Source organism: uncultured Pseudokineococcus sp. (assembly GCF_947495735.1).
Classification (GTDB): domain Bacteria; phylum Actinomycetota; class Actinomycetes; order Actinomycetales; family Quadrisphaeraceae; genus Pseudokineococcus.
Window position 1 is genome coordinate 53,191 of the sequence record NZ_CANMAA010000015.1, and the last position, 20,891, is coordinate 74,081.

Here is a 20,891-nt window from a genome sequence, read left to right on the forward strand (position 1 = left end):
GCTCAGCCGTCAGGTGGCGCTGCCACCTCACGAGCGCAGCCGGGGCGCCGCCGGTGGATCTCCGCGCGGGCCCCTGAGCGGCGCCCCTCGGCCGACGTCCGGCGCCTACGGTGGCGGCCGTGACGGACCGCAGGCGCGTGTGGGTGACCGGGGGCGGCTCTGGCGTCGGGGCCGCCGTGGCGCTCGACCTGGCCGGAGCCGGCCACGACGTCGTCGTCTCCGGGCGGCGCGCGGAGCGCCTCGACGAGGTCGTCACCGCGGCCAAGGGTCTCGCGGGCTCCGTGCGGGCGCTGACGCTCGACGTCGCCGACCCGGCCGCGGTCGCCGCGGCCGGGCAGGAGCTGGCGGCGTCCGGCGGCGTGGACGTGCTCGTCGCCGCAGCCGGGCTCAACGTGGTGCGCCGGCACTGGGACGACCTCGACCTTCCCGGCCTCGACGCCGTCGTGGCCACCGACCTCACCGCGGTGGCGCACTGCATCGCCGCCGTCCTGCCCGGCATGCGCGGGCGCCGCGACGGGCAGGTCGTCGTCGTCTCCTCCCGCGCCGCGGTGCGCCGCTCCCCCGGCGCGGGCGCCGCCTACAGCGCGGCGAAGGCCGGCACGGGGCAGCTGGTCACGAGCCTCAACGACGACCTGCACGCCGAGGGCGTGCGCGCGACGCACCTGTGCCCCGGCGACATCGCCACCGACTTCATCGACGCCCGCCCGCAGGTGCCCGACGCCGACGCCCGCGCCGTGATGCTCACCCCGGCCGACGTCGCCCGCGCCATCGGCTTCGTCGTCGCGAGCCCGCCGTCGGTCCGCGTCGACGAGCTCGTGCTCTCGCCCAGCGCCACCGCCTGACGGCGTGTCGGGAGGGGGTCTGGCCCCCTCTATCGTCGACGACATGGCCACCAGCCGAACGCATCACCGTCCGACGCCGTCGTGAGCACCACACCCGGCACCTACCGGATCACCGACGGCTCCGCCGTCCCGTTCCCCGACGCCGTCGACGCCTGGGCCCGCGCCGCACCCAAGGTCCTCACGGACCGCGCCCGCACCTACGGCGCGACCATCGGCTACGGCGACCTCGCGCGCGCCCTGTTCGCCCGCTCGGGGATCGCCACCCGCTCCCTGCTGCAGAACTGGATCGGCGACGTCCTCGCCCGCGTCGCCGACATCTGCGCGGACCCCGCCAACGACTACCCCCCGCTGGACGCCCTGGTCATCCGCGAGGCCGACGGCAGCGTCGGCGGCGGCTACGCGGACGCCGTCGCCCGCACCACCGGCACCCGCCCCGCCGACCCCGAGCAGCACGCCGCCGAGGCACGCCTCGCGTGCTACCGGGCCCTGGCCCGCGACCTGCCCGCCGACGGCGGCCACGCCGTCCCCGCCGCCACCACCACCACCAAGGCTCCGGCCCGACGGCGCGCTGCTCCGGCGCCCGCGGCGCCGCCCCCTCCGCCCCCGCCGCTGTGCCCCACCTGCTACATGCAGCTGCCCAGCAGCGGGCAGTGCGACAACTGCGACTGATCCCCCCGGAGACCGTTCACAGCGAGCGGCGCTGGACCACCACCACCCTGCGGGGCGCCTCCTGGTGCGCGGCGATCGACGCCGTCGACGTCCTCGCCCTGCAGGGCCGGTAGCGCGGGGGCGGAGGTGGCAGCTCCTCGTCGCGCTCCACCGCGTCGAGAGGCGGCCACCTCCCGTGGCCGCCGGGCCGCGGCGAGATGCCGCCGGGGGCTCACCCCGGCAGGACGACGACCTTGCCCGCGATCCGTCCCGCGGCGCCCTCGGCGTGCAGGGCCGGCAGGTCGGCGAGCGGGATGCGCCGGGTCACCTCGACCTGGAGGGCGCCGGCGTCGACGAGGCGCACGAGCTCCGCGAGACGGTCCCGGTCGGGCAGCACGAAGACCGTCGACGCCGTGACGCCGCGGGCCGCGTCGTCCGGCGTCGCCATGAACGCGGTCGTGCTGACGACCCGGCCGCCGTCACGGACGAGGGCCACCAGCGCGGCGAAGCGCTCCGGCTCCACGGGGGCGAGGTTGAGCAGGACGTCGACCGGCTCGTCCACCGCGACGAGGAGGTCCGTCGTCGTGCGGTCGACCACCTCGTCCGCGCCGGCGGCCACGACGGCGTCGCGGCTGCGCGGGCTGGCGGTGGCGACGACGTGCACGCCGGCCCGCTTCGCCAGCGCGACGGCGTACTTGCCGACGACGCCCCCGGCGCCGTTGATGAGCACGCGCTGCCCGGAGACCAGCTCGCCGTCGTCGAAGAGCGCCTGCCACGCCGTCAGCGCCACCGAGGGCAGGGCGGCCGCGTCGGGCAGCGGGATGCTCGTGGGAGCCGCGACGAGCGCGTCCACCGGGGCGACGACGTGCTCGGCGGCCCCTCCGTCGCGCTCCATCGGCAGGAAGCCGACGACGGCGTCCCCCACCTGCCAGCCGCTCTCGCCGCCGCCGTCGGCGGGGCCGACGGCGGCGACCGTCCCGGACACGTCGTAGCCGGGCACGTGCGGCAGCTCGACGGGGATGGGGAGGAAGCCGCCGCGCATGCCGTTGTCGGCGGCGTTGTACGCCGACGCCGACACCTTCACCAGGACCTGGCCGGGGCCGGGGACCGGCGTCTCGACCTCCTCGGCCTGGAGGACCTCGGGCCCGCCGGTCTCGTGGAAGCGCATCGCCTTCATCGCTGTGCCTGCTCTCGTCGTGGGGTGGCGTGCCGACGGCTCGTCGGCGTGCACCCACCCTCGCCGGGTGCGACGCCCCGTACCTGGGCCAGGCAGGCCCACCCTCACCGGGCGCGGACGCCGCCCCGTCCGGGCGACGACGGCCGCGGCCCTTCCCGCCCGCGCGGACGCCGGTGCACACTCCCGGCGTGACCGGACGGGACTTCGGCGCCGCGGTGCGCCGGCTGCGGGAGGCCGCGGATCCCGTGGCCGCAGGGGTGCCACTCGGGGTCGGCAGCCGCCGGGTCCGGGGCCTGCGCCGCGAGGAGCTCGGGGAGCTCGCCGGGATGTCGGCGGACTACGTCCGGCGGCTGGAGCAGGGCCGCAGCCACCCGTCCGCCGCCGTCGTCGACGCGCTGGCCCGGGCGCTGCGCGCGGGCCGGGCGGACTACGAGCGCCTCTGCGCGCTGGCCGGGTACGCCGCCGTGGACGGCCGGGTGCCCTCCACCCTCGGCCCGGGCGCGACCCGGCTGCTCGAGCGGTTCTCCGACACCCCGATGTTCGTCGCCGACGCCGCGATGAACCTCCTCGCGGTGACAGGCCCCTTCCTCGCCCTCGACCACTGGGAGCGCACCGGGGACCGCTGGGAGTGGAACATCGCCTGGCGCCAGTTCTGCGCCCCCTTCGCGACCTTCCAGCAGTCCGCGGCCGACGCGACGGACCACGAGGCGATCCTCGCCGCCAGGCTCAAGGACGCGACGCTGCGCTACCCGACCGATCCGGCCCTCGCCACCCTGGTCGACGACATCCGCTCCCGCAGCAGGCTCTTCGACGGCCTCTGGCGCGAGCCGCGCCCCGTGGCGGCCTACGAGAGCGCCGCGACGTTCCTCCGCTCGGACGGCGAGCCCGTCACGCTCGTCGGCAACCTCCTCGCCATCCCCGGCGACGACCTGGCCGCGCTCGTGCTGACCGCCGCGCCGGGCTCGCGGGACGAGGTCCGGCTCGCCGAGGTGGTCGCCGCGGCCGGCGGGCCGGCGGTCGTCAGGATGGACCCGCCGCAGCTCGGCTGACCCGTCGTCGGGCTGAGCCGGGCGTTGTCGTCACGAGCGGGTCTCCCTCCCTCGGCGACTCGACGACAGCCTCCCCGAGCGGCTCGCCGTGGCGGGCGTCCTGGTGTCGGCCGGTGGGTGCTCCTCGCCGCGGCTCACGGCGCTGAGAGAGCTGCGACGCCCTCGACGCCTGGGCACGCGCCGCGCCCAAGATCCTCACCGACCGCGCCCGCACCTACGGCGCGACCATCGGCTACGGCTACGGCGACCTCGCCCGCGCCCTGTCCGCCCGCTCCGGGATCGCCACCCGCTCCCCGCTGCACACCTGGATCGGCGACGTCCTCGCCCGCGTCGCCGACACCTGCGCCGACCCCGCGGGCGGCCACCCCCGCTGGACGCCCTGGTCATCCGCGAGGCCGACGGCACCGTCGACGGCGGCTACGCCGACGCCGTCTCCCGCACCACCGGCACCGCCGCTGTGCCCGACCTGCTGCACGCAGCTGCCCGGCAACGAGCAGTGCGACCACTGCGACTGACCCAGCCCGCAGGTACCCGGGCCCCCGGGGCGTCCCCGCGGCTAGCCTCGGCCGCGGGGACGCTGGCGCCCCCTCCCCCGAGCTGTTGGAGGCCGCCGTGGCCGGACACCGCATCTTCGGCACGCCGTTCGCGAGCATCTACCCGCACTACGTCGCCAAGGTCGAGCGCAAGGGGCGCCGCCGCGAGGACGTCGACACGGTGGTCTGCTGGCTCACCGGCTACGACGCCGCCGGGCTCGAGCGGGCCCTGACCTCCGAGGTGGACCTCGAGACCTTCTTCGCGCAGGCGCCGGCGATGACGCCGCACGCCGCCGAGATCACCGGCCTCGTCTGCGGCGTGCGGGTCGAGGAGGTCGAGGACCCCCTCATGCAGAAGATCCGCTGGATGGACAAGCTCGTGGACGAGGTCGCCCGCGGCAAGCGGATGAGCTCGGTCCTGCGGGGCAGCGCCCCGGACGCGCTCGCGGCCACCGGCGACGTGGCGCCGCCTGCGAGCGCCTCGTGAGGTCGCCCGGCCCGTCGGCGTCGCTCGCAGACCTCGCCGGCGCGGCCGTGGCCGGGGTGGCCATCACGGCCCTCACCTGACGTCGTCCCTGGCCCGCTGCCCCGCGGGCACCGTCGCGGCCGTCACGTCGTCCGGCTGGACGACACGTGCGCCGGCACCAGCGGCGTCTACCGCCTCGACACGGCGGACGACCTGGCCTGGCTGTCCCACAGCCGACGGAGCGTCGCCGCACCCCCGGTCAGCCGCCCGACGCCGGCGCGCCGCCGGCCAGCAGGGCGAGGAGGTGCTCGACGGGCGCCGCCATGTCCATCTCGTCGTCGTACAGCCACTGCACCTGCAGGCCGTCGAGCAGGGCGACCATCACGGTGGCGAGCGTCGCCGGGTCGGCCCCGGGCGGCAGCTCGCCCGCAGCGCCCAGCTCGTCGAAGGCGACCTGCATGTGGCCCCTGATCGTCCGGAACCGCTGCACGAAGTAGTCGTGGGACGTGTGCCCGGGGTCCGTGGCCTCGGTGGACAGGCGGCTGTAGAGCTGGACCAGGCCGGGGACAGAGGCGTTGTGCCGGAGGAGCCGGGCGACCCCGGCCGCCATGTCGTCCATGCTCGTCAGGGGCGGCGGGTCGCCGCGGCCGTCCTCACCGGGACCTGACGCCTTCGCGGCGTGGTCCGCCTCGTCGCGACGCTGCAGGACCTCCGAGAGGAGGGCCTCCTTCGAGCCGAAGTGGTGCAAGAGCCCATTCTGGCTGATCCCGGCCTCGTCGGCGATCTGCTTGACCGTCGCCCTGCTGTAGCCGTCACGGGCGACGACGGCGAGCGCCGTCTCGAGGATCTGGGCGCGTCGGGCGACTCCCCTGGCGTACTGCCCCCGTGCGGCCATGCGGCGCAGGCTAACGACGCCGGACGCATGAGCCGCGCAGCGCCGGTGGACGGGCCGCGCAGCGCCGGTGGACGGGCGTTGACCCCCAAAGCCGTACGCCGTACCGTCTTCGCAGGCCTGGCAGAGCAGCGCACCGCAGCGCCGCCCGCTCCGGCCCGATCACCCCCACCGGTCCACGGACACGCCGACGTGCCGTCCCGACGAGAGAAGTCCTCAGTGACACCACGTCCTCCCCGGGCATCCCGTGCCCTCGCCGTCACGACCGCCGCGGTCGCCCTCGCCGCGGGCCTGCAGGCACCGGCCTCGGCCGCACCCTCCGACGACGGCCTGGCGGTGGCGCGCGCCATCGCCGACGAGGGCGTCGTCCTGCTGGAGAACGAGCAGCAGCCCCTGCCGCTGGCCCACGACGCGCAGGTCGCCGTCTTCGGGTCCACCCAGGTCGCGCCCTTCCTGGGCGGGGGCGGCTCCGGCGGCACGGTGGGCGCGCCGGGCGTCGGGCTGCTGGAGGCGATGCGTGACGAGGGCTTCCAGCTCGACGAGGACCTCGCCTCCCGCTACACCACCTGGTGGGAGGAGGGCGTCGACGGCGGCACCCCCGGCAAGGACCAGGACTACCGGCCGGTCACGGACACCGGTGGGGCCTTCGGCGAGTACGGCATCAACTCGGTGGCCCGGGCGGAGATGCCCCTCTCGCGTGACGTCGCCGCCGAGGCCGCCGCGTCGGCCGACACCGCCGTCGTGATCATCGGGCGCAACGGCAGCGAGGTGTGGGACCCGCGCGTCGACGACCTCGAGCTGTACCCCGCCGAGCGGGAGATGGTCGACACCGTGGCGACCGCGTTCGACGACGTCGTGGTGCTGTTCAACACCGGCGTCGCGATGGAGATGGGCTTCCTCGACGAGTACCCGTCCATCACAGCGGCCGCGATCATCTGGGCGCCCGGGCAGATCGGGATGCGCTCGGTCGCGGACGTGCTGTCGGGCGACGTCAACCCCTCGGGCAAGCTCCCGCACACCATCGCCTACGACACCGGGGACCACCCCTCGACGGCGAACTTCGGCGACTACGTCAAGCCGGAGAGCCAGCCGGGCCTGGACGAGTACTACGTCCAGTACGAGGAGGGCGTGTACGTCGGGTACCGCTACTTCGAGACCTTCGACGTGCCGGTGCAGTTCCCCTTCGGCCACGGCCTGTCCTACACGTCCTTCTCCCGCGAGGTGCTCGACGTCGACCGCACCGACGAGGACCTCTCGGTGGCGACCCGGGTGACCAACACCGGCGACGTGGCCGGCAAGGAGGTCGTCCAGGTGTACGTCTCCGCGCCCGACGGGGAGCTGGAGCACCCGACCGCCGAGCTGCGCGGCTTCGGCAAGACGGACCTGCTCGCGCCCGGGCAGTCGCAGGTCGTCACCACGACGGTGGACACCTACGGCCTGGCCTCGTGGAGCGAGGAGCGCGGCGCCTACCTGCTGGACGCCGGCACCTACACCGTGCGGGTCGGCGAGTCGGTGCGCGAGGCCGACGCTGCGGGCAGCTTCACGCTCGACGCGCCCGTCGTCATCGACGAGGACCCGACCACCGGCACCGCCCTGCAGTCGCGCTTCGCCGACGCCGCCGCGAGGCTGACCGTCCTGTCGAAGGACGACCCCGCGGGCACGACGCCCACTCCCCCGGCGACGGGCACCAGGACGGACTTCCGCGTCACGCCGCTGGGCCGCGGCATCAACGGCCAGGGCTCCGGCAACCCCGAGGGGTTCCTCAACGCCCCCGGGGCCATGCCGGCCCTGACCGGCGGCGACCGCATCGCCCTCGCACCGGGGCAGGAGCCCGCCGAGATCCAGCTCGCGGACGTCTACGCCGACCCGACGCTCATGGACGCCTTCCTGGCCCAGCTCACCGACCCCGAGCTGGTCGCGCTGCACCTGCAGGGCGGCTTCAAGACGCTGGGCGTCGAGCGCCTCGGGATCCCGCGGACGCTCGCCCAGGACGGCCCAGCCCAGGTGAAGGCCCCGCCCGGCAGCGGCGGGTCCAACGGGACCGCCTTCCCGGTCGCCTCGATGCTCGCCGCCACGTGGAGCACCGAGCTCGCGCACCGGTACGGCGCCGCCGCTGGCGCCGAGGCCACGGCGCTCGGCCTCGACGCCTGGTACGCCCCGGGGGCGAACCTGCACCGCAACCCGCAGGGCGGGCGCAACTTCGAGTACTACTCGGAGGACCCCCTGCTGAGCGCCGGGATGATGGCGGACGTCGTCGTCGGGGCCGGGGAGCAGGGCGTCACGGCCGTCGTCAAGCACTTCGCGCTGAACGAGCAGGAGACCAACCGCCTGGGCGTCGAGACCTACGTCTCGGAGCGGGCGCTGCGCGAGCTGTACCTCAAGCCGTTCGAGTACGGCGTCAAGGCCGGCGCCCTCGGGATGATGGCGGCGTTCCCCCGCATCGGGGAGACGTGGGTCGGCGCGAGCTCGCCGCTGATGCAGGGCGTGGTCCGCGACGAGTGGGGCTTCGACGGGTTCGTCGTCTCCGACATCGCGATCGGCGCGTACATGAACACCGTCAGCGCCTCGGCCGCCGGCACGGACCTCATGCTCTCGGTCCGTCCGACGTACGACTCCCGCGGCCTGGCCGACTTCTCCCGGGCGCTGACGGAGGACCCCGAGGCGACGCGCGCCGCGCTCGAGGCGAACGCGGAGAACGTCCTGACGTTCGTCATGACGACGCCGTCGTTCTCGACGGTGCTCGGCACCACCGAGAACCAGCAGCGCCCGCTCGACCGCGGCGCGCTGCCGTACGCCTCGACCACCGTGCTGGGCGCGGACATCGACGGTCTGGTCGACCTCCGGGAGGCCTTCGCGGCCTACCAGGCCGAGGGCGCCGTCACGGATCCCCTCGCTCGTCAGGTCGAGCGGCAGCTCGCCACCGCGGAGCGGCTCGTCGCCCAGGGCCGTGAGGACCAGGCGGTCGCACGGCTCGAGATCGTCGCCCGTGCGCTCGCCAACCCGCCCGGGCGGAGCACGCTGACCGACGAGGCCGCCGGCCGGCTCGGCACCGGCACGACGCGCGTGATCGAGGAGCTGCGCACGGCGTGAGGTAGCCAGGCACGACAGAGGGGCGGGTGCTGGCACCCGCCCCTCTGCCGTGCCCTCCCGGAGGGCGGGCTCTGAGCGCCGCGGGCGCGACCTCGAGTCGTCGGGGGATCCGTGATGCACGCCCCTCGCCTCGGAGCCCTCCTGAGAGCAACCCGTCGGCCGTGCACGAGGTAGGCCACCCCCGCCCACGCAGGGGAGCCGCCGAGCTCTCCGTGCACATGCATCTCGGTGATCGGCTGGCTCACCGTCGCACCCGCTTCGGCAGCGACGCCGCGGCGCGCGCTCGGCCGAGGTCGGTCTGCCAGGGGTCGAGGGCCTCGACGAGGCGGTCCAGCGCACCGAGGGCGCGGGCGACGCCGAGGACGGTCTCCATGCTGACGCCGACCTCGCCGTGCTCGAGCCGACGCAGGGTGTCGCGGGAGATGCCTGCCCGCTCGGCGACCTGCTGGGCCGTGAGGTCCTGCAGCTTGCGCCAGGCGGCGAGCTGAGCACCGATGTCCTCGCCGGCGCGGCGCACGCGTGCGGGGGTCGTCTTGACGGGCATCCGGGCTCCCTTACGGCTGACAGATCAGTCATTGTCGTTAGCGACGACTGATCCGCCAGGCTCTGACGTCGCGAGCAGGCTGCGCCGGCCCGAGGGTTAGCCCAACCTCGGTCCCCTCCGACCCCCGTCGTACCCCGATGCAGCCAGCACCTGCGGTGGGGTCACAGCTTCCGCGGTCAAGCTCCCCGATTCACGCTGACACACACTGTGCACTGGCGTGAAGGACGAGTACCGTGCTCGCATGACAGCGACCGCGGGGCGCGAGGTCACAGCGGCGGACGCCCGCGAGCTGCAGGACGTGCTCACTGATGCGGGCACGAGCCTGTCGGTGGGCGACCTCGCCGCGGGGCTGCGGTCGCTGCTGCGGGGCCCGTCCGCGCGAGCCGAGGTGCCGCTGACGGCGGCTGAGCACGTGTACCTGCGCCAGCACTCGGGCCTGCCGGAGACGGGCGGTCCGGACCGCGCCCAGGCCGCGCTCGACGCCGGCGGTGAGGCGGTGGCGCGGCTCGTGGCCTCCAGCCTGTCGGCGGCGGAGGTCGCCCGTGCGGCAGGCGTGGACGACTCGACGGTCCGGCACTGGGTGCGCCGGGGCGAGGTCGTCTCCATCCCCGCGGCGCGAGGGCGCCGGTTCCCGGCCTTCCAGCTCGGCCCGGACGGGCGCCCCGTACCCGGGCTGCGGGAGGTGCTGGCCGCGCTGGTGGACGGCTTGCACCCGCTGTCGGTCGAGCGATTCCTGACGTCGCCGGACACCGACCTGGTCATCGACGACGAGCAGGTCAGCCCGCGGGAGTGGCTGCTGCAGGGCGGCGCGGTCGCCGAGGTCGTCGCCGTGGCCCGGGCTGTGGGCGTGCAGGCAGGCACGCGTCCGGAAGACAGCGCCGCCGGCGGCCCCGCCGGGTTGGTCGACCGCGGGTGACCCACCTGCCCGACCCGCCGTCGCCGGCGGTTCTGCGTCAACGGGGGTTCACGGCGGTGACGCTGCCAGCGGGGACGCCGCTGTGGCGGGTGCACCTCGCCCAGGGGCCGTACGCGCTGCCGTGGGACACGGCGCGCCGCTTCGGTCCGCTGGAGCGCTTCGACCCGCACCCGCCACCGCCCGGACCCCACCCCGAGGTCGGCGTGCTCTACACGGCCACGACCCTGGTGACCTGCCTGGCGGAGGTGTTCCAGGCCACCCGCGTCATCGACCGGGTGCACCTGCGGCCGACAGCGACATCATGGCGGACGACCCGCGACCTCATGCTGATCGACCTGCAGGGGCAGGCCGCGCTGCGCCTCGGCGCCGCAGAGTCGATCAACGGGACGGCCCGCCGCTCCCGGACCCAGGCGTGGGCGCGCGCTCTGGTCGCCGCCTTCCCGACCGTGGACGGCTTCCGGCACCGCTCGGCGATGGACGGCGGCGACTGCGTGTGCCTCGTCGTCGGGCCGCACGCGGACGGGACCACCGCGCTGCCCGAGAACCCGGAGTTCTCCCGGCCGCTCGACGAGGTGGCCATGGGCGACGTCGCGGCCGAGGCCGCCGGGCTCCTCGGGTACGACGTCGTCTGACACGAGCGCGCACGACACGTCCCCAGCCGACCCATGTTTCCCCCACGTTTCGGGCAGCCCCCTCTCGAATGACATCCCGGGCCCCATATCTCGCGCACGTAAAACAATGTGGACGGCTTTGACGCGACGGAATATCCCGCCCTACGTTTCGCAGCGCTTCCATGTGGGGGCACTTCATTGCGTGAGACGGAGACCCCCATGAGCCACGACACGAGGCAGGCCGACCCGGTCGCCCTCGGCGCGCAGCCCGTCAGCGCCGCCACGGCGGAGACGCTGGAGGACTACACGCTGCGGTTCGCGCCCCGCAGCTACCGGCGCTGGAGCCCGGCCGTGGTCGCCGTCTCGGCCCTGGGGGGCATCGCCTACCTGGCCGACTTCGCCATCGGCGCGACTATCGGCATCGCCTACGGCACGACGAGCGCCCTCCTCGGGATCCTGCTCGCCGCGGTCGTCATCTTCGTCAGCGGGTTCCCGCTCGCCTACTACGCGGCCCGCTACAACATCGACCTGGACCTCATCACCCGCGGCTCCGGGTTCGGCTACTACGGGTCGGTGCTGACGAACGTCATCTTCGCGACGTTCACGTTCATCTTCTTCGCCCTCGAGGGCTCGATCATGGCCCAGGGGCTGCAGATCGGCCTCGGGATCCCGCTCTGGATCGGCTACGCGGTCTCCACCATCATCGTCATCCCGCTCGTCATCTTCGGCATGAAGGCGCTGTCGACGCTGCAGGTGTGGACGACGCCGCTGTGGCTGGTCCTCATGGTCATCCCCTTCGTGTACCTCGTCGCCGCCAACCCCGACTCCGTCGGCAGCTTCTTCGCCTACGCCGGCGAGGACGGCACGGGCACCGGCGCGAGCACCGCCTCGGTGCTCCTCGCCGCGGGCGTGTGCCTGTCGCTGATGGCGCAGATCGCCGAGCAGATCGACTACCTGCGGTTCATGCCGCCTCGCACCGAGGCCAACAGGCGCCAGTGGTGGACCGCCGTCGTCATGGCTGGTCCGGGCTGGGTGATCTTCGGGGCGCTGAAGCAGGCCGTCGGGCTCTTCCTGGCCGTCTACCTCATCGCCTCGCTCGACCCGCAGGCCGCCGCCACCGCCGACGAGCCGGTCCACCAGTTCCTCGGCGTCTACGAGGAGATGATGCCCGCCTGGCTGGCCATGGCCCTCGCCGTCGTTCTCGTCGTCATCAGCCAGATCAAGATCAACGTGACGAACGCCTACTCCGGGTCGCTGGCGTGGACCAACTCCTTCACCCGGGTCACCAAGCACTACCCGGGGCGCATCGTCTTCGTCGTCGTCAACCTCGCCATCGCGCTGGCGCTGATGGAGGCGAACATGTTCGACTTCCTCAACACCATCCTCGGTTTCTACGCCAACTGCGCGATGGCCTGGGTCGTCACCGTCGCCACGGACATCGTCGTCAACAAGGGCATCCTCAAGATCTCGCCCTCGGGGGCGGAGTTCCGCCGCGGCATGCTCTACCCGGTGAACCCCGTCGGGTTCGTGTCGGTGCTGCTGTCCGCCGGCCTGTCGATCGTCGTCTTCTTCGGCGGCCTCGGCCCCGTGCTGCAGCCGTACTCGCCCGTGGTCGCCATCGTCCTGGCGGTCGTGTGCCCGCCGATCCTGGCCGTGGCCACCCGCGGGAAGTACTACCTGCGCCGCACCGACGACGGCCTGGACGCGCCGATGTTTGACGCCGACGGCAACCCCTCCGGCGAGGTCTTCCGGTGCCACGTGTGCCGGCAGGACTTCGAGCGCCCCGACGTCGCCGCCTGCGCCACGCACGACGACGTCGTCTGCTCCCTGTGCCTGAGCACGGACAAGGTCGGCGACCACGTGCTCCCGGCCGCGGCACCGGTTCGCTGACCTGCTCCTCGCGCCGACGCTGAAGGGATACCGTCCACGCCGTGAAGCTCGGTCCGGCTGACACCGAGAAGCTGCTCCTGGCCGTCGCGGGGATGGTGGCCCGCGACCGCCTCGAGCGGGGCGTGCTGCTCAACCACCCGGAGGCCGTCGCGCTGCTGTCCACCTGGGTGGTCGAGCGGGCTCGCGAGGGAGCGCTGGTCACCGACCTCATGGAGTCCGGGCGGCACGTGCTGCGGGCCGACCAGGTCATGCCCGGGGTCCCGGAGATGCTCCACGACGTGCAGGTCGAGGCGACCTTCCCCGACGGTCGCAAGCTCGTCACCCTCCACCACCCCGTCCAGGGCGGTGACCCCGTCGAGGGCCCCGGGGCGGTCCGGGTCCGGCCGGGCACGGTCGTGCTCAACGGCGACCGGGGCCACGACGAGCGCCTCGAGCTGCACGTGGAGAACACCGGCGACCGCCCCGTGCAGATCGGGTCGCACCTGCACCTGCCCGACGCCAACAGCGCCCTGCGGTTCGACCGCGCTGCGGCGCAGGGCTTCCGGCTGGACGTGCCCTCCGGGACGTCGGTGCGCTTCGAGCCCGGTGTGGCCCGCACCGTGGCCGCCGTCGCGCTGCGGGGGCGGCGCCGGGTGCCGGGTCTGCAGATCAGGGAGGTCGAGGGTGGTTGAGATCGACCGGGCGGCCTACGCCGCCCTGTACGGGCCGACGACCGGGGACCAGGTCCGCCTCGGCGACACCGACCTGTGGATCGAGGTCGAGGCCGACCTGACCGCCGGTGGCGAGGAGGCCGTCTTCGGCGGCGGCAAGTCCATCCGCGAGTCGATGGCGCAGGGCACCACGACCCGGGCCGGCGGCGCCCCGGACACCGTCATCACCAACGCCGTGGTCCTGGACCACAGCGGCATCTACCGCGCCGACGTCGGCCTGCGCGACGGCCGCATCGCCGCCATCGGGCGCGCCGGCAACCCCGACGTCGCCGACGGCGTCCACCCCGGCCTGCAGATCGGCCCCTCCACCGACGTCATCGCGGGCGAGGGGCGCATCCTCACGGCCGGCGGCGTCGACGCCCACGTCCATCTCATCTCCCCCTCCCAGGTGCACGAGGCGCTGGCCTCCGGCCTCACCACCATCGCCGGCGGCGGCACCGGCCCCAGCGAGGGGAGCAAGGCCACCACGGTCACCCCCGGCGCCTGGCACCTCTCCCACGCCCACCGCGCCCTGGACGCCCTGCCCGTCAACGTCCTGCTGCTGGGCAAGGGCAACACCGTCAGCGCGGAGGGCCTGGCCGAGCAGGCCCTCGCCGGGGCCGGCGGCTTCAAGGTGCACGAGGACTGGGGCTCCACCCCCGCGGCCATCGACGCCGCGCTGCGCGCCGCGGACGAGTTCGGCCTGCAGGTGGCGCTGCACTCCGACTCGCTCAACGAGGCCGGGTACGTCGACTCGACCATCGGCGCGATCGGCGGGCGCTCCATCCACGCCTTCCACACCGAGGGCGCCGGCGGCGGCCACGCCCCCGACATCATCACCGTGGCCGGGCTGCCGCACGTCATCCCCGGCTCGACGAACCCGACGCTGCCGCACACGGTCAACACCGTGCCGGAGCACCTGGACATGCTCCTGGTCTGCCACCACCTCAACCCGGCCGTCCCCGAGGACCTCGCCTTCGCCGAGTCCCGGATCCGCGCCACGACGATCGCCGCGGAGGACGTGCTGCACGACCTCGGGGCGCTGTCGATCACGAGCTCCGACGCGCAGGCCATGGGGCGCATCGGCGAGGTCATCACCCGCACCTGGCAGGTCGCGCACGTGATGAAGCTGCGCCGGGGCTCCCTGGGCGAGGCGTACCCGGCGGACAACGAGCGGGCCCGCCGCTACGTCGCCAAGTACACGATCAACCCCGCGATCGCCCACGGCATCGACCACCTCGTCGGCTCCGTCGAGGTCGGCAAGCTCGCCGACCTCGTCCTGTGGGACCCCGCCTTCTTCGGCGTCCGGCCGTCGGTCGTCCTCAAGGGCGGCGCCCTGGTCGTGGGCGCGCTCGGCGACCCCAACGCGTCCATCCCGACGCCGCAGCCCGTCCTGCTGCGCCCGGCGCTGATGCACCCGAACGGCGCCGACGTGTCCGTCAGCTTCGTCTCCCCCGCGGCCCTGGCCGACGGGCTGGGCGACCGGCTGGGCCTGCGCCGTCGCCTGGAGCCCGTCCGCGACACCCGGGGGGTGGGGAAGGCGCAGATGGTCCACAACGACGCCCTGCCGCGCATCGAGGTGGACCCGGAGACCTTCGCCATCACCATCGACGGCGACCTCGTCGAGCCGGCGCCGGCCACCGAGCTCCCGCTCGCGCAGCGCTACCAGCTGTTCTGAGCGCCGTGCCCCTACGCCACACCGCGGCATCCTTCAACGCGTCCGGCTCCCCCGACCTCGTCCTGGCCCTGCTCGCCGACGCGCGCCTGCCGGTCGGCGGGCACACCCAGTCCGCCGGCGTGGAACCCGCGATGGCGCAAGGCCTGACGAGCGCGGAGGTCCCGGCCTTCGTCGCGGGCCGCCTGCGGACCGTCGTCGCCGTCGAGGCCGGGACCGCCGTGGTCGCCCGCCACCACGTCCTCGCGGGGGCGGACCTGCGGCCCGTGCGGCTGGCGTGGGCGGCACGGACCCCGTCCGGTCCGCTGCGCACCGCCTCGGAGAACCTCGGGCGCGGCTACCTGCGCCTGGCCGGGCGGCTGTGGCCGCACCCGGTGTGGGCCACCTTCGAGCGGACCCCGCCCCGACCGCTCGTCCTCGGGGCGATCGCGGCCATCGCCGGGCTGGACGCCGCCCGGCTGGTGCGGCTGTGCGGGCACGAGGACGTGGCCACGGTGTCGGCCGCGGTGCTCAAGCTCGACCCTCTCGACCCGCTCGTCACCACCGGGTGGGTCCTTGCCGCCCACCCGCTGGTCGAGGAGCTCGTGACCCGCTGCGCCTCCCTCACCGACCCCGGCGAGATCCCCGCCACGTCCGCCCCGCTGGTCGAGCAGCTCTCCGTCCAGCACTCCCACGCGAAGCAGAGGTTGTTCCATGCCTGAGACCACCCGACCCCACGACGCCGACCACCACCGCGGCACCCGGGCGCTGCGCCTGGGGATCGCCGGCCCCGTCGGGACGGGGAAGAGCTCGGTGATCGCCCTGCTGTGCCGGGAGCTGCGCGACACCTACCGCCTGGGCGTCATCACCAACGACATCTACACCGACGAGGACGCGCGCTTCCTGCGCTCCGAGGGCGTCCTGGCCCCCGAGCGCATCCGCGCCGTCGAGACCGGCGCCTGCCCCCACACCGCCATCCGCGACGACGTCACCGCCAACCTGCTGGCGGTGGAGGACCTCGAGCACGACTTCGACCCCCTCGACGTGGTGCTCGTGGAGTCCGGCGGGGACAACCTGACGGCGACCTTCTCCCCCGCCCTGGTCGACGCGCAGATCTTCGTCCTCGACGTCGCCGGGGGCGGCGACGTCGCCCGCAAGGGAGGCCCCGGCATCGGACGGGCGGACCTGCTGGTGGTCAACAAGACCGACCTGGCCCCCTACGTCGGCGTCGACGTCGAGCGGATGCGCGCCGACGCGCTCGCCGCCCGGGAGGGACGGCCCGTCATCGCCCTCTCCCGCACCGACCGCGCGTCCGTCGACGCGCTCACGGCCTGGCTGGGGGGTGTCGTCGCGGCGTTCCGCTCGGGTGCGCACTCCCCGGTGGACCCGGGCCCGATGGCGCCGCACTTCCACGCCGACGGGACGGTGCACTCGCACGCGTGAGCGCCGGCACCACGCGCGTCGCGCTGCGCCGGGACGGCTCCCTCGACCTGTCGGTGGGGGCCTTCTCCCCCAAGGTGCTGCACCGCGGCCCGCAGACGGCGCGGGTCGCCCTGGTGGGCACCCGCGCCCTGCTGCTCGCCGGCGACCACGTCGACGTGCACGTCGAGGTCGAGGACGGCTGCGCGCTGGAGCTGGTCGAGGTCGCCGCGACGGTCGCCTACAACGGTCGCGGCGGGCCCGCCGCTCGCTGGGACGTCCACCTGGGGCTCGGCGCTGGTGCGCTGCTGGTGTGGGAGGCCCAGCCGCTCGTCGTGGCCGACGGGGCCGACGTGGACAGGGACCTGCACGCCGACCTGGACGGGGGTGCCCTCCTCGCCCTGCGGGAGACGATCGTGCTGGGGCGCACCGGGGAGTCCGGTGGCCGCCTGCGCGCCCGCACCACCGCGGAGATGGACGGCGTCCCCCTGCTCGTGGAGGACCTCGACCTGCGGGAGACCTCGCTGCGCTCGTCGCCGGCGGTCCTGGGCTCCTCGCGCCAGCTGGAGACCGTCGCCGTCCTGGGACGGCGGGTGGAGCACCCCGACGCGCTGCAGCTGGAGGGCCCCGGCACGCTCGTGCGGAGCCTGGTGCCCGGCGGCACCAGCGCCTGCTGGGCAGCGGTTCGCGCCGACCTCTTGACGGCTCCACGCGGCACGGACACGCTGCCGCCCACGTGATGGAGGCGGTCCCCGCGCGACGTGGAGGAACCATGGCGACCTACCAGTACTTGTGCGTCCGGGACGGCCCCTTCGACGTGAGCGCCCCCATCGGCACCGCGTCGCCGGTGCTCCCCTGCCCCGCGTGCGCGGACGAGGGACGGCGCGTCATCACGGCGCCGATGCTCTCCCGGGGCTCGAGCCCGGCGATGGCAGCGCTCGACCGCTCGGCGCGGTCGGCGCACGAGCCCGAGGTCGTGACCTCCCTGCCCCCGTCCGGACGCCCGCGTCCGCGGCCCGCGACGACAGCCCCTCCCTCGCTGCAGCGGCTGCCGCGCCCCTAGCCCGCGGCGCTCGCAGCAGGCGCGTCGGCCCATCCCGCACCGCCAGCCACAGGAGATCTGATGCCGGAACTGGTCTTCCCCCTGGACTCCAGCAAGCCGTTCACCGAGCAGGAGAAGCTCGGGCACAACCGGTGGCACCCCGACATCCCCGCGCAGGTGCACGTGAAGCCGGACAGCACCATCCGGGTGCACTGCCGCGAGTGGTTCGACGGCGCGATCCACAACGACGACTCCGCCGACGACATCCGCGACGCACCGCTGTCGACAGTGCACGTGCTCAGCGGCCCCATCGCCGTGGAAGGCGCGCAGCCCGGAGACCTGCTCGTGGTGGACATCGTGGACCTGGGACCCATCCCGCAGGAGGACTCGGGCCCCTTGGCCGGCCAGGGGTGGGGCTACACGGGCATCTTCGCGAAGCAGAACGGCGGCGGCTTCCTCACCGACCAGTTCCCCGACGCCTACAAGACCATCTGGGACTTCCGCGGCCAGACGGCGACGTCCCGCCACGTCCCCGGGGTGTCCTTCACCGGGATCGTGCACCCCGGCCTCATGGGCACCGCCCCGTCGGCGTCGCTGCTGGCGAAGTGGAACGCCCGCGAGGGTGCGCTCATCGCGACCGACCCCGACCGTGTGCCGCCGCTCGCCCTGCCCCCGCTCCCGGACAGCGCCATCCTCGGCGGCCTCACCGGGGAGGCGTTCGACCGCGCGGCGGCTGAGGCCGCCCGCACGGCCCCGCCGCGGGAGAACGGCGGCAACCAGGACATCAAGAACCTGACGAAGGGGTCGCGCATCTTCTACCCCGTCTTCGTCGACGGGGCCAAGCTGTCGGTCGGCGACCTGCACTTCTCGCAGGGCGACGGCGAGATCACCTTCTGCGGGGCCATCGAGATGGGCGGCTTCATCGACCTGCACGTCGACGTCATCAAGGGCGGGATGGAGATGTACGGCGTCTCCGAGAACGCCGTCTTCATGCCGGGCAACACCGACCCGCAGTACAGCCAATGGCTGGCCTTCTCGGGCACCTCCGTCACCCTCGACGGCGAGCAGCGCTACCTGGACTCCCACCTGTCCTACCAGCGGGCCTGCCTGCACGCGATCGACTACCTGACGAAGTTCGGCTACTCGCCCGAGCAGGCCTACATGATCCTCGGCGCCGCACCCATCGAGGGCCGGCTCTCCGGGGTGGTGGACATCCCCAACTCCTGCTCGACGGTGTACCTGCCCACCGCGATTTTCGACATCGACATCCGCCCTTCCGCCAGCGGACCGACCCAGATCGACCCCGGGATGGGGGTGCCGCGGTCCAGCCTCTAAAAAACGCGCTCGAACAGGGGACGTCGGGTGACGGCGCGGCCGCCAGCACTGGCGACGGCCATTGACCACACCTGGCCCCTACCGGATCGCCGACGGCTCCGCCGTCGCCTTCCCCGACGCCCTCGACGCCTGGACCCCCGCCGCGCCCAAAATCCTCACCGACCGCGCCCGCGCCCTCTCCACCCGGTCAGGGATCGCCACCCGATCCCTACTGCAGACCTGAATCGGCGACGTCCTCGCCCGCGTCGCCGACACCTGCGCCGACCCCACCAACGACCACCCTCCGCTGGACGCCCTGGTCATCCCCGACGCCGACGGCTCCGTCGGCGGTGGCTACGCCGACGCCGCCGCGCGCACTACAGGGACCCGCCCACCCACCCCGACCAGAACGCCGCCGACGCGCGGCTCGAGTGCTACCGGGCCCTCGCCCGCGACCTGCCCGCCGACGCCGGACACCCCACCCCCACCACGAAGGTCCAGGGCCGCCGGCGCACCACCCCCGCCCGCGCCCGCAAGACCGCCCCCGCCGCCCCCGCCGTCCTGCCCCACCTGCCACATGCAGCTCCCCAGCAGCGGGCAGTGCGACACCTGCGGCTGACCCACTCCACAGAAGCCGGCGTTGCCTCGCCCGCAGCCGGCGGCCCCACCACCGCGCGCCTGACCACTGCGTGCCGCCGCGTGACCTGGCGAGGGGCGCTGCGCCATCCTGGCGGGCCGCCGCACCAGCGGCGTCGGTGGAGGGGCGGCGTGCTGTCGCTCGGTAGTCGGCGGCACGCCTCCCGCGACAGCGGACTACCCTGGCGCGGGCCGCTCGAAGAGACGCCTCACCACGGCAGCACACCCGCGCCCACAAAGAAGCCGCCCGTGGGACCGCTGTCCGGCAGCGTCACTAGCCGCTCGGGGGCCGCGGCGCTCTGCTGCGGCGAGCGGACGCCGCGACGTCCATTTTGGTCCGTCGCGACAAGGCCCGGGCAGGCGGCGTTGACGATCCATCCAGGCGACGTCGCTATCGGAGCCACGCCCAGACGAGCAGCATCCATTGCCCCCACCACTACGGCTGGCCGGGGGATCGACCCTTAAGCCTTCGCGCGAGCGCCGCTGCGTCGTCGTCGTCAAACTTCCCTTAGTGCTCCATGAGCACTTCGAGCCGCTCACGCAGCTTCGGCATAAGATCTTCGATGCCGGAACGGTTCGGCAAGTACCTTTCAAAAAGGATGCCGCGCATATCGCTGGGGACGTCATCCAGCCTCTCGCTCAGAATGATGGTCTTCTTGCCAATAGCGTGCGCCAGTCCCGTCTCATAGAAGACGTTGGCATTCCGTCCGCTGAGGTCACAGATAACAACCTCCGCTTCGGACACAAGTCGGGCAACCCTGTCCATCACCCGGTCGTCCGTGAAGAGACTGTCCGCTCGCTCACACTCCCACCCGTTCCCTTTGACCATATCTTCGATCGCGAGCCACACAGGTGTGTGGTCCGCATCGAATGGCGTCATGACGGTCACAAGCCTTCGCCTCCGTCGACGCGAGAATTGAAACATTGTGGGACGCTCATTGACGCCGGTCGCTGCAGGAAGTAGGTACTTCATCACATCGCCACGCTTGATGTCCCAATTGATCGTGTCCATCTGAGAGGAGGAGATACCGAGCTGCGCCAGATACCGCCACACAGCCTGCGTCGAAAAGTCTGCTGTTCCTGTGTACGGATTAAAGTGGTATGCGACGTAGGGCCCGTACCTAGCTCGACCGCTCGCCACGTCCGATAACCAACCGAGCGACGCAGAGCGGTCGGCGACGCGATCGTCCGGCGACTCCTGCACCAGCAAGGTCGGCAGCCCCATAAGCGCCTGGACGTTGGGCTCGGCGCTCGTGCCATACCGCGCCCCGAGACTGCCGTCCGCGTACTTAAGGAATCGATCCCCCGCCATCTGTTCGTAGTCCCACGAGTTCTGTACAATCAAGTTGAACATTTCGCACCTCGCCTCGGTGACGCCGCGGCCCATCGCCGGGCGCCGCCAAGGTACACCCGGGAAGCCAGGCTTCACCGAAGAATGGGCCCGCGTCTAAGCATCGACGTTGGAAACCCGCCAAGCGA

The 20,891-nt window shown here is 73.6% G+C and carries 21 protein-coding genes and 1 pseudogene; 17 read left to right on the forward strand and 5 right to left on the reverse strand.

The genetic code is table 11. From position 1 onward, the window contains the following. Positions 1-119 precede the first annotated feature (119 nt). The 3 genes from Q0848_RS16215 (at position 120) to Q0848_RS16225 (ending at position 1,624) form a co-directional block, all read left to right on the forward strand. Complete coding sequence (locus Q0848_RS16215; protein ID WP_299039389.1) at positions 120-842, forward strand: SDR family oxidoreductase; 723 nt, start codon at positions 120-122, stop codon at positions 840-842. 81 nt (positions 843-923) lie between these two features. Continuing rightward, positions 924-1,511 (forward strand): hypothetical protein, encoded by a 588-nt coding sequence (locus Q0848_RS16220; protein ID WP_299039390.1) that lies wholly within the window; start codon positions 924-926, stop codon positions 1,509-1,511. After that, on the forward strand, positions 1,493-1,624 hold the full coding sequence (locus Q0848_RS16225; protein WP_299039391.1) for a hypothetical protein: 132 nt from the start codon (positions 1,493-1,495) through the stop codon (positions 1,622-1,624). The genes Q0848_RS16220 and Q0848_RS16225 overlap by 19 nt, the downstream gene beginning before the upstream one ends. 98 nt (positions 1,625-1,722) lie before the next feature. Here the strand turns inward: Q0848_RS16225 and Q0848_RS16230 are convergent, their stop codons facing one another. Further along, positions 1,723-2,667, reverse strand: coding sequence for an NADP-dependent oxidoreductase (locus tag Q0848_RS16230; RefSeq protein WP_299039393.1), 945 nt, complete (start codon positions 2,665-2,667; stop codon positions 1,723-1,725). A gap of 188 nt (positions 2,668-2,855) precedes the next feature. Between Q0848_RS16230 and Q0848_RS16235 the strand changes: the two genes are divergently transcribed. Then, positions 2,856-3,716: a helix-turn-helix domain-containing protein gene (locus Q0848_RS16235; protein WP_299039395.1), complete on the forward strand. Its 861-nt coding sequence runs from the start codon at positions 2,856-2,858 to the stop codon at positions 3,714-3,716. Positions 3,717-4,328: 612 nt separating this feature from the next. Next, a complete protein-coding gene (locus Q0848_RS16240; protein ID WP_299039397.1) occupies positions 4,329-4,736 on the forward strand; it encodes a DUF2200 domain-containing protein in 408 nt (135 codons plus the stop codon). A gap of 238 nt (positions 4,737-4,974) precedes the next feature. On the opposite strand, the gene Q0848_RS16245 is transcribed toward Q0848_RS16240, so the two are convergent. After that, positions 4,975-5,610: a TetR/AcrR family transcriptional regulator gene (locus tag Q0848_RS16245; RefSeq protein ID WP_299039398.1), complete on the reverse strand. Its 636-nt coding sequence runs from the start codon at positions 5,608-5,610 to the stop codon at positions 4,975-4,977. Between the two features lie 216 nt (positions 5,611-5,826). Between Q0848_RS16245 and Q0848_RS16250 the strand changes: the two genes are divergently transcribed. Continuing rightward, positions 5,827-8,697, forward strand: a complete 2,871-nt coding sequence (locus tag Q0848_RS16250; RefSeq protein WP_299039400.1) for a glycoside hydrolase family 3 C-terminal domain-containing protein — start codon at positions 5,827-5,829, stop codon at positions 8,695-8,697. 241 nt (positions 8,698-8,938) lie between these two features. Here the strand turns inward: Q0848_RS16250 and Q0848_RS16255 are convergent, their stop codons facing one another. After that, positions 8,939-9,241 (reverse strand): helix-turn-helix domain-containing protein, encoded by a 303-nt coding sequence (locus tag Q0848_RS16255; protein WP_299039402.1) that lies wholly within the window; start codon positions 9,239-9,241, stop codon positions 8,939-8,941. Positions 9,242-9,482: 241 nt separating this feature from the next. On the opposite strand from Q0848_RS16255, the gene Q0848_RS16260 reads away from it, so the two are divergent. From Q0848_RS16260 to Q0848_RS16310, 11 genes are all read left to right on the forward strand, one after another. Continuing rightward, positions 9,483-10,157, forward strand: coding sequence for a MerR family transcriptional regulator (locus Q0848_RS16260; RefSeq protein ID WP_299039404.1), 675 nt, complete (start codon positions 9,483-9,485; stop codon positions 10,155-10,157). A 56-nt stretch (positions 10,158-10,213) separates the two neighbouring features. Then, entirely contained in the window at positions 10,214-10,789 is a 576-nt protein-coding gene (locus Q0848_RS16265; RefSeq protein ID WP_299039406.1) for an RES family NAD+ phosphorylase, read from the forward strand. A 198-nt stretch (positions 10,790-10,987) separates the two neighbouring features. Next, the gene (locus tag Q0848_RS16270) at positions 10,988-12,658 is read left to right on the forward strand and encodes a cytosine permease (protein WP_299039408.1); all 1,671 of its coding nucleotides are present in this window, start codon (positions 10,988-10,990) and stop codon (positions 12,656-12,658) included. A gap of 41 nt (positions 12,659-12,699) precedes the next feature. Then, positions 12,700-13,329: an urease subunit gamma gene (locus tag Q0848_RS16275; protein ID WP_299039409.1), complete on the forward strand. Its 630-nt coding sequence runs from the start codon at positions 12,700-12,702 to the stop codon at positions 13,327-13,329. Continuing rightward, complete coding sequence (locus Q0848_RS16280; RefSeq protein ID WP_299039410.1) at positions 13,322-15,025, forward strand: urease subunit alpha; 1,704 nt, start codon at positions 13,322-13,324, stop codon at positions 15,023-15,025. The genes Q0848_RS16275 and Q0848_RS16280 overlap by 8 nt, the downstream gene beginning before the upstream one ends. A 5-nt stretch (positions 15,026-15,030) precedes the next feature. After that, the gene (locus Q0848_RS16285) at positions 15,031-15,723 is read left to right on the forward strand and encodes an urease accessory protein UreF (RefSeq protein WP_299039411.1); all 693 of its coding nucleotides are present in this window, start codon (positions 15,031-15,033) and stop codon (positions 15,721-15,723) included. Then, on the forward strand, positions 15,716-16,444 hold the full coding sequence (gene ureG / locus Q0848_RS16290; protein WP_299039413.1) for an urease accessory protein UreG: 729 nt from the start codon (positions 15,716-15,718) through the stop codon (positions 16,442-16,444). The genes Q0848_RS16285 and ureG overlap by 8 nt, the downstream gene beginning before the upstream one ends. Continuing rightward, on the forward strand, positions 16,441-17,160 hold the full coding sequence (locus Q0848_RS16295) for an urease accessory protein UreD (protein WP_299039415.1): 720 nt from the start codon (positions 16,441-16,443) through the stop codon (positions 17,158-17,160). The genes ureG and Q0848_RS16295 overlap by 4 nt, the downstream gene beginning before the upstream one ends. A 32-nt stretch (positions 17,161-17,192) precedes the next feature. Next, on the forward strand, positions 17,193-17,483 hold the full coding sequence (locus Q0848_RS16300; RefSeq protein ID WP_299039416.1) for a hypothetical protein: 291 nt from the start codon (positions 17,193-17,195) through the stop codon (positions 17,481-17,483). Positions 17,484-17,543: 60 nt separating this feature from the next. Next, positions 17,544-18,797: a formamidase gene (fmdA, locus tag Q0848_RS16305; RefSeq protein ID WP_299039418.1), complete on the forward strand. Its 1,254-nt coding sequence runs from the start codon at positions 17,544-17,546 to the stop codon at positions 18,795-18,797. A gap of 61 nt (positions 18,798-18,858) precedes the next feature. Further along, the gene (locus tag Q0848_RS16310; protein ID WP_299039419.1) at positions 18,859-19,020 is read left to right on the forward strand and encodes a hypothetical protein; all 162 of its coding nucleotides are present in this window, start codon (positions 18,859-18,861) and stop codon (positions 19,018-19,020) included. Between the two features lie 601 nt (positions 19,021-19,621). Here the strand turns inward: Q0848_RS16310 and Q0848_RS19085 are convergent. After that, a pseudogene (locus tag Q0848_RS19085) lies at positions 19,622-19,786 on the reverse strand (dehydrogenase); the annotation flags it as partial. Positions 19,787-19,920: 134 nt separating this feature from the next. Next, on the reverse strand, positions 19,921-20,841 hold the full coding sequence (locus tag Q0848_RS16315) for a hypothetical protein (protein ID WP_299039421.1): 921 nt from the start codon (positions 20,839-20,841) through the stop codon (positions 19,921-19,923). Positions 20,842-20,891: the final 50 nt, after the last annotated feature.

What these genes read in the sequence shown, in the direction of transcription:
- Q0848_RS16270 (WP_299039408.1), top strand. Translation starts at nt 10,988, where the DNA reads ATGAGCCACGACACGAGGCAGGCCGACCCGGTCGCCCTCGGCGCGCAG.
- fmdA (WP_299039418.1), top strand. Translation starts at nt 17,544, where the DNA reads ATGCCGGAACTGGTCTTCCCCCTGGACTCCAGCAAGCCGTTCACCGAG.
- ureG (WP_299039413.1), top strand. Translation starts at nt 15,716, where the DNA reads ATGCCTGAGACCACCCGACCCCACGACGCCGACCACCACCGCGGCACC.
- Q0848_RS16300 (WP_299039416.1), top strand. Translation starts at nt 17,193, where the DNA reads ATGGCGACCTACCAGTACTTGTGCGTCCGGGACGGCCCCTTCGACGTG.
- Q0848_RS16230 (WP_299039393.1), bottom strand. Translation starts at nt 2,667, where the DNA reads ATGAAGGCGATGCGCTTCCACGAGACCGGCGGGCCCGAGGTCCTCCAG.
- Q0848_RS16245 (WP_299039398.1), bottom strand. Translation starts at nt 5,610, where the DNA reads ATGGCCGCACGGGGGCAGTACGCCAGGGGAGTCGCCCGACGCGCCCAG.
- Q0848_RS16260 (WP_299039404.1), top strand. Translation starts at nt 9,483, where the DNA reads ATGACAGCGACCGCGGGGCGCGAGGTCACAGCGGCGGACGCCCGCGAG.
- Q0848_RS16255 (WP_299039402.1), bottom strand. Translation starts at nt 9,241, where the DNA reads ATGCCCGTCAAGACGACCCCCGCACGCGTGCGCCGCGCCGGCGAGGAC.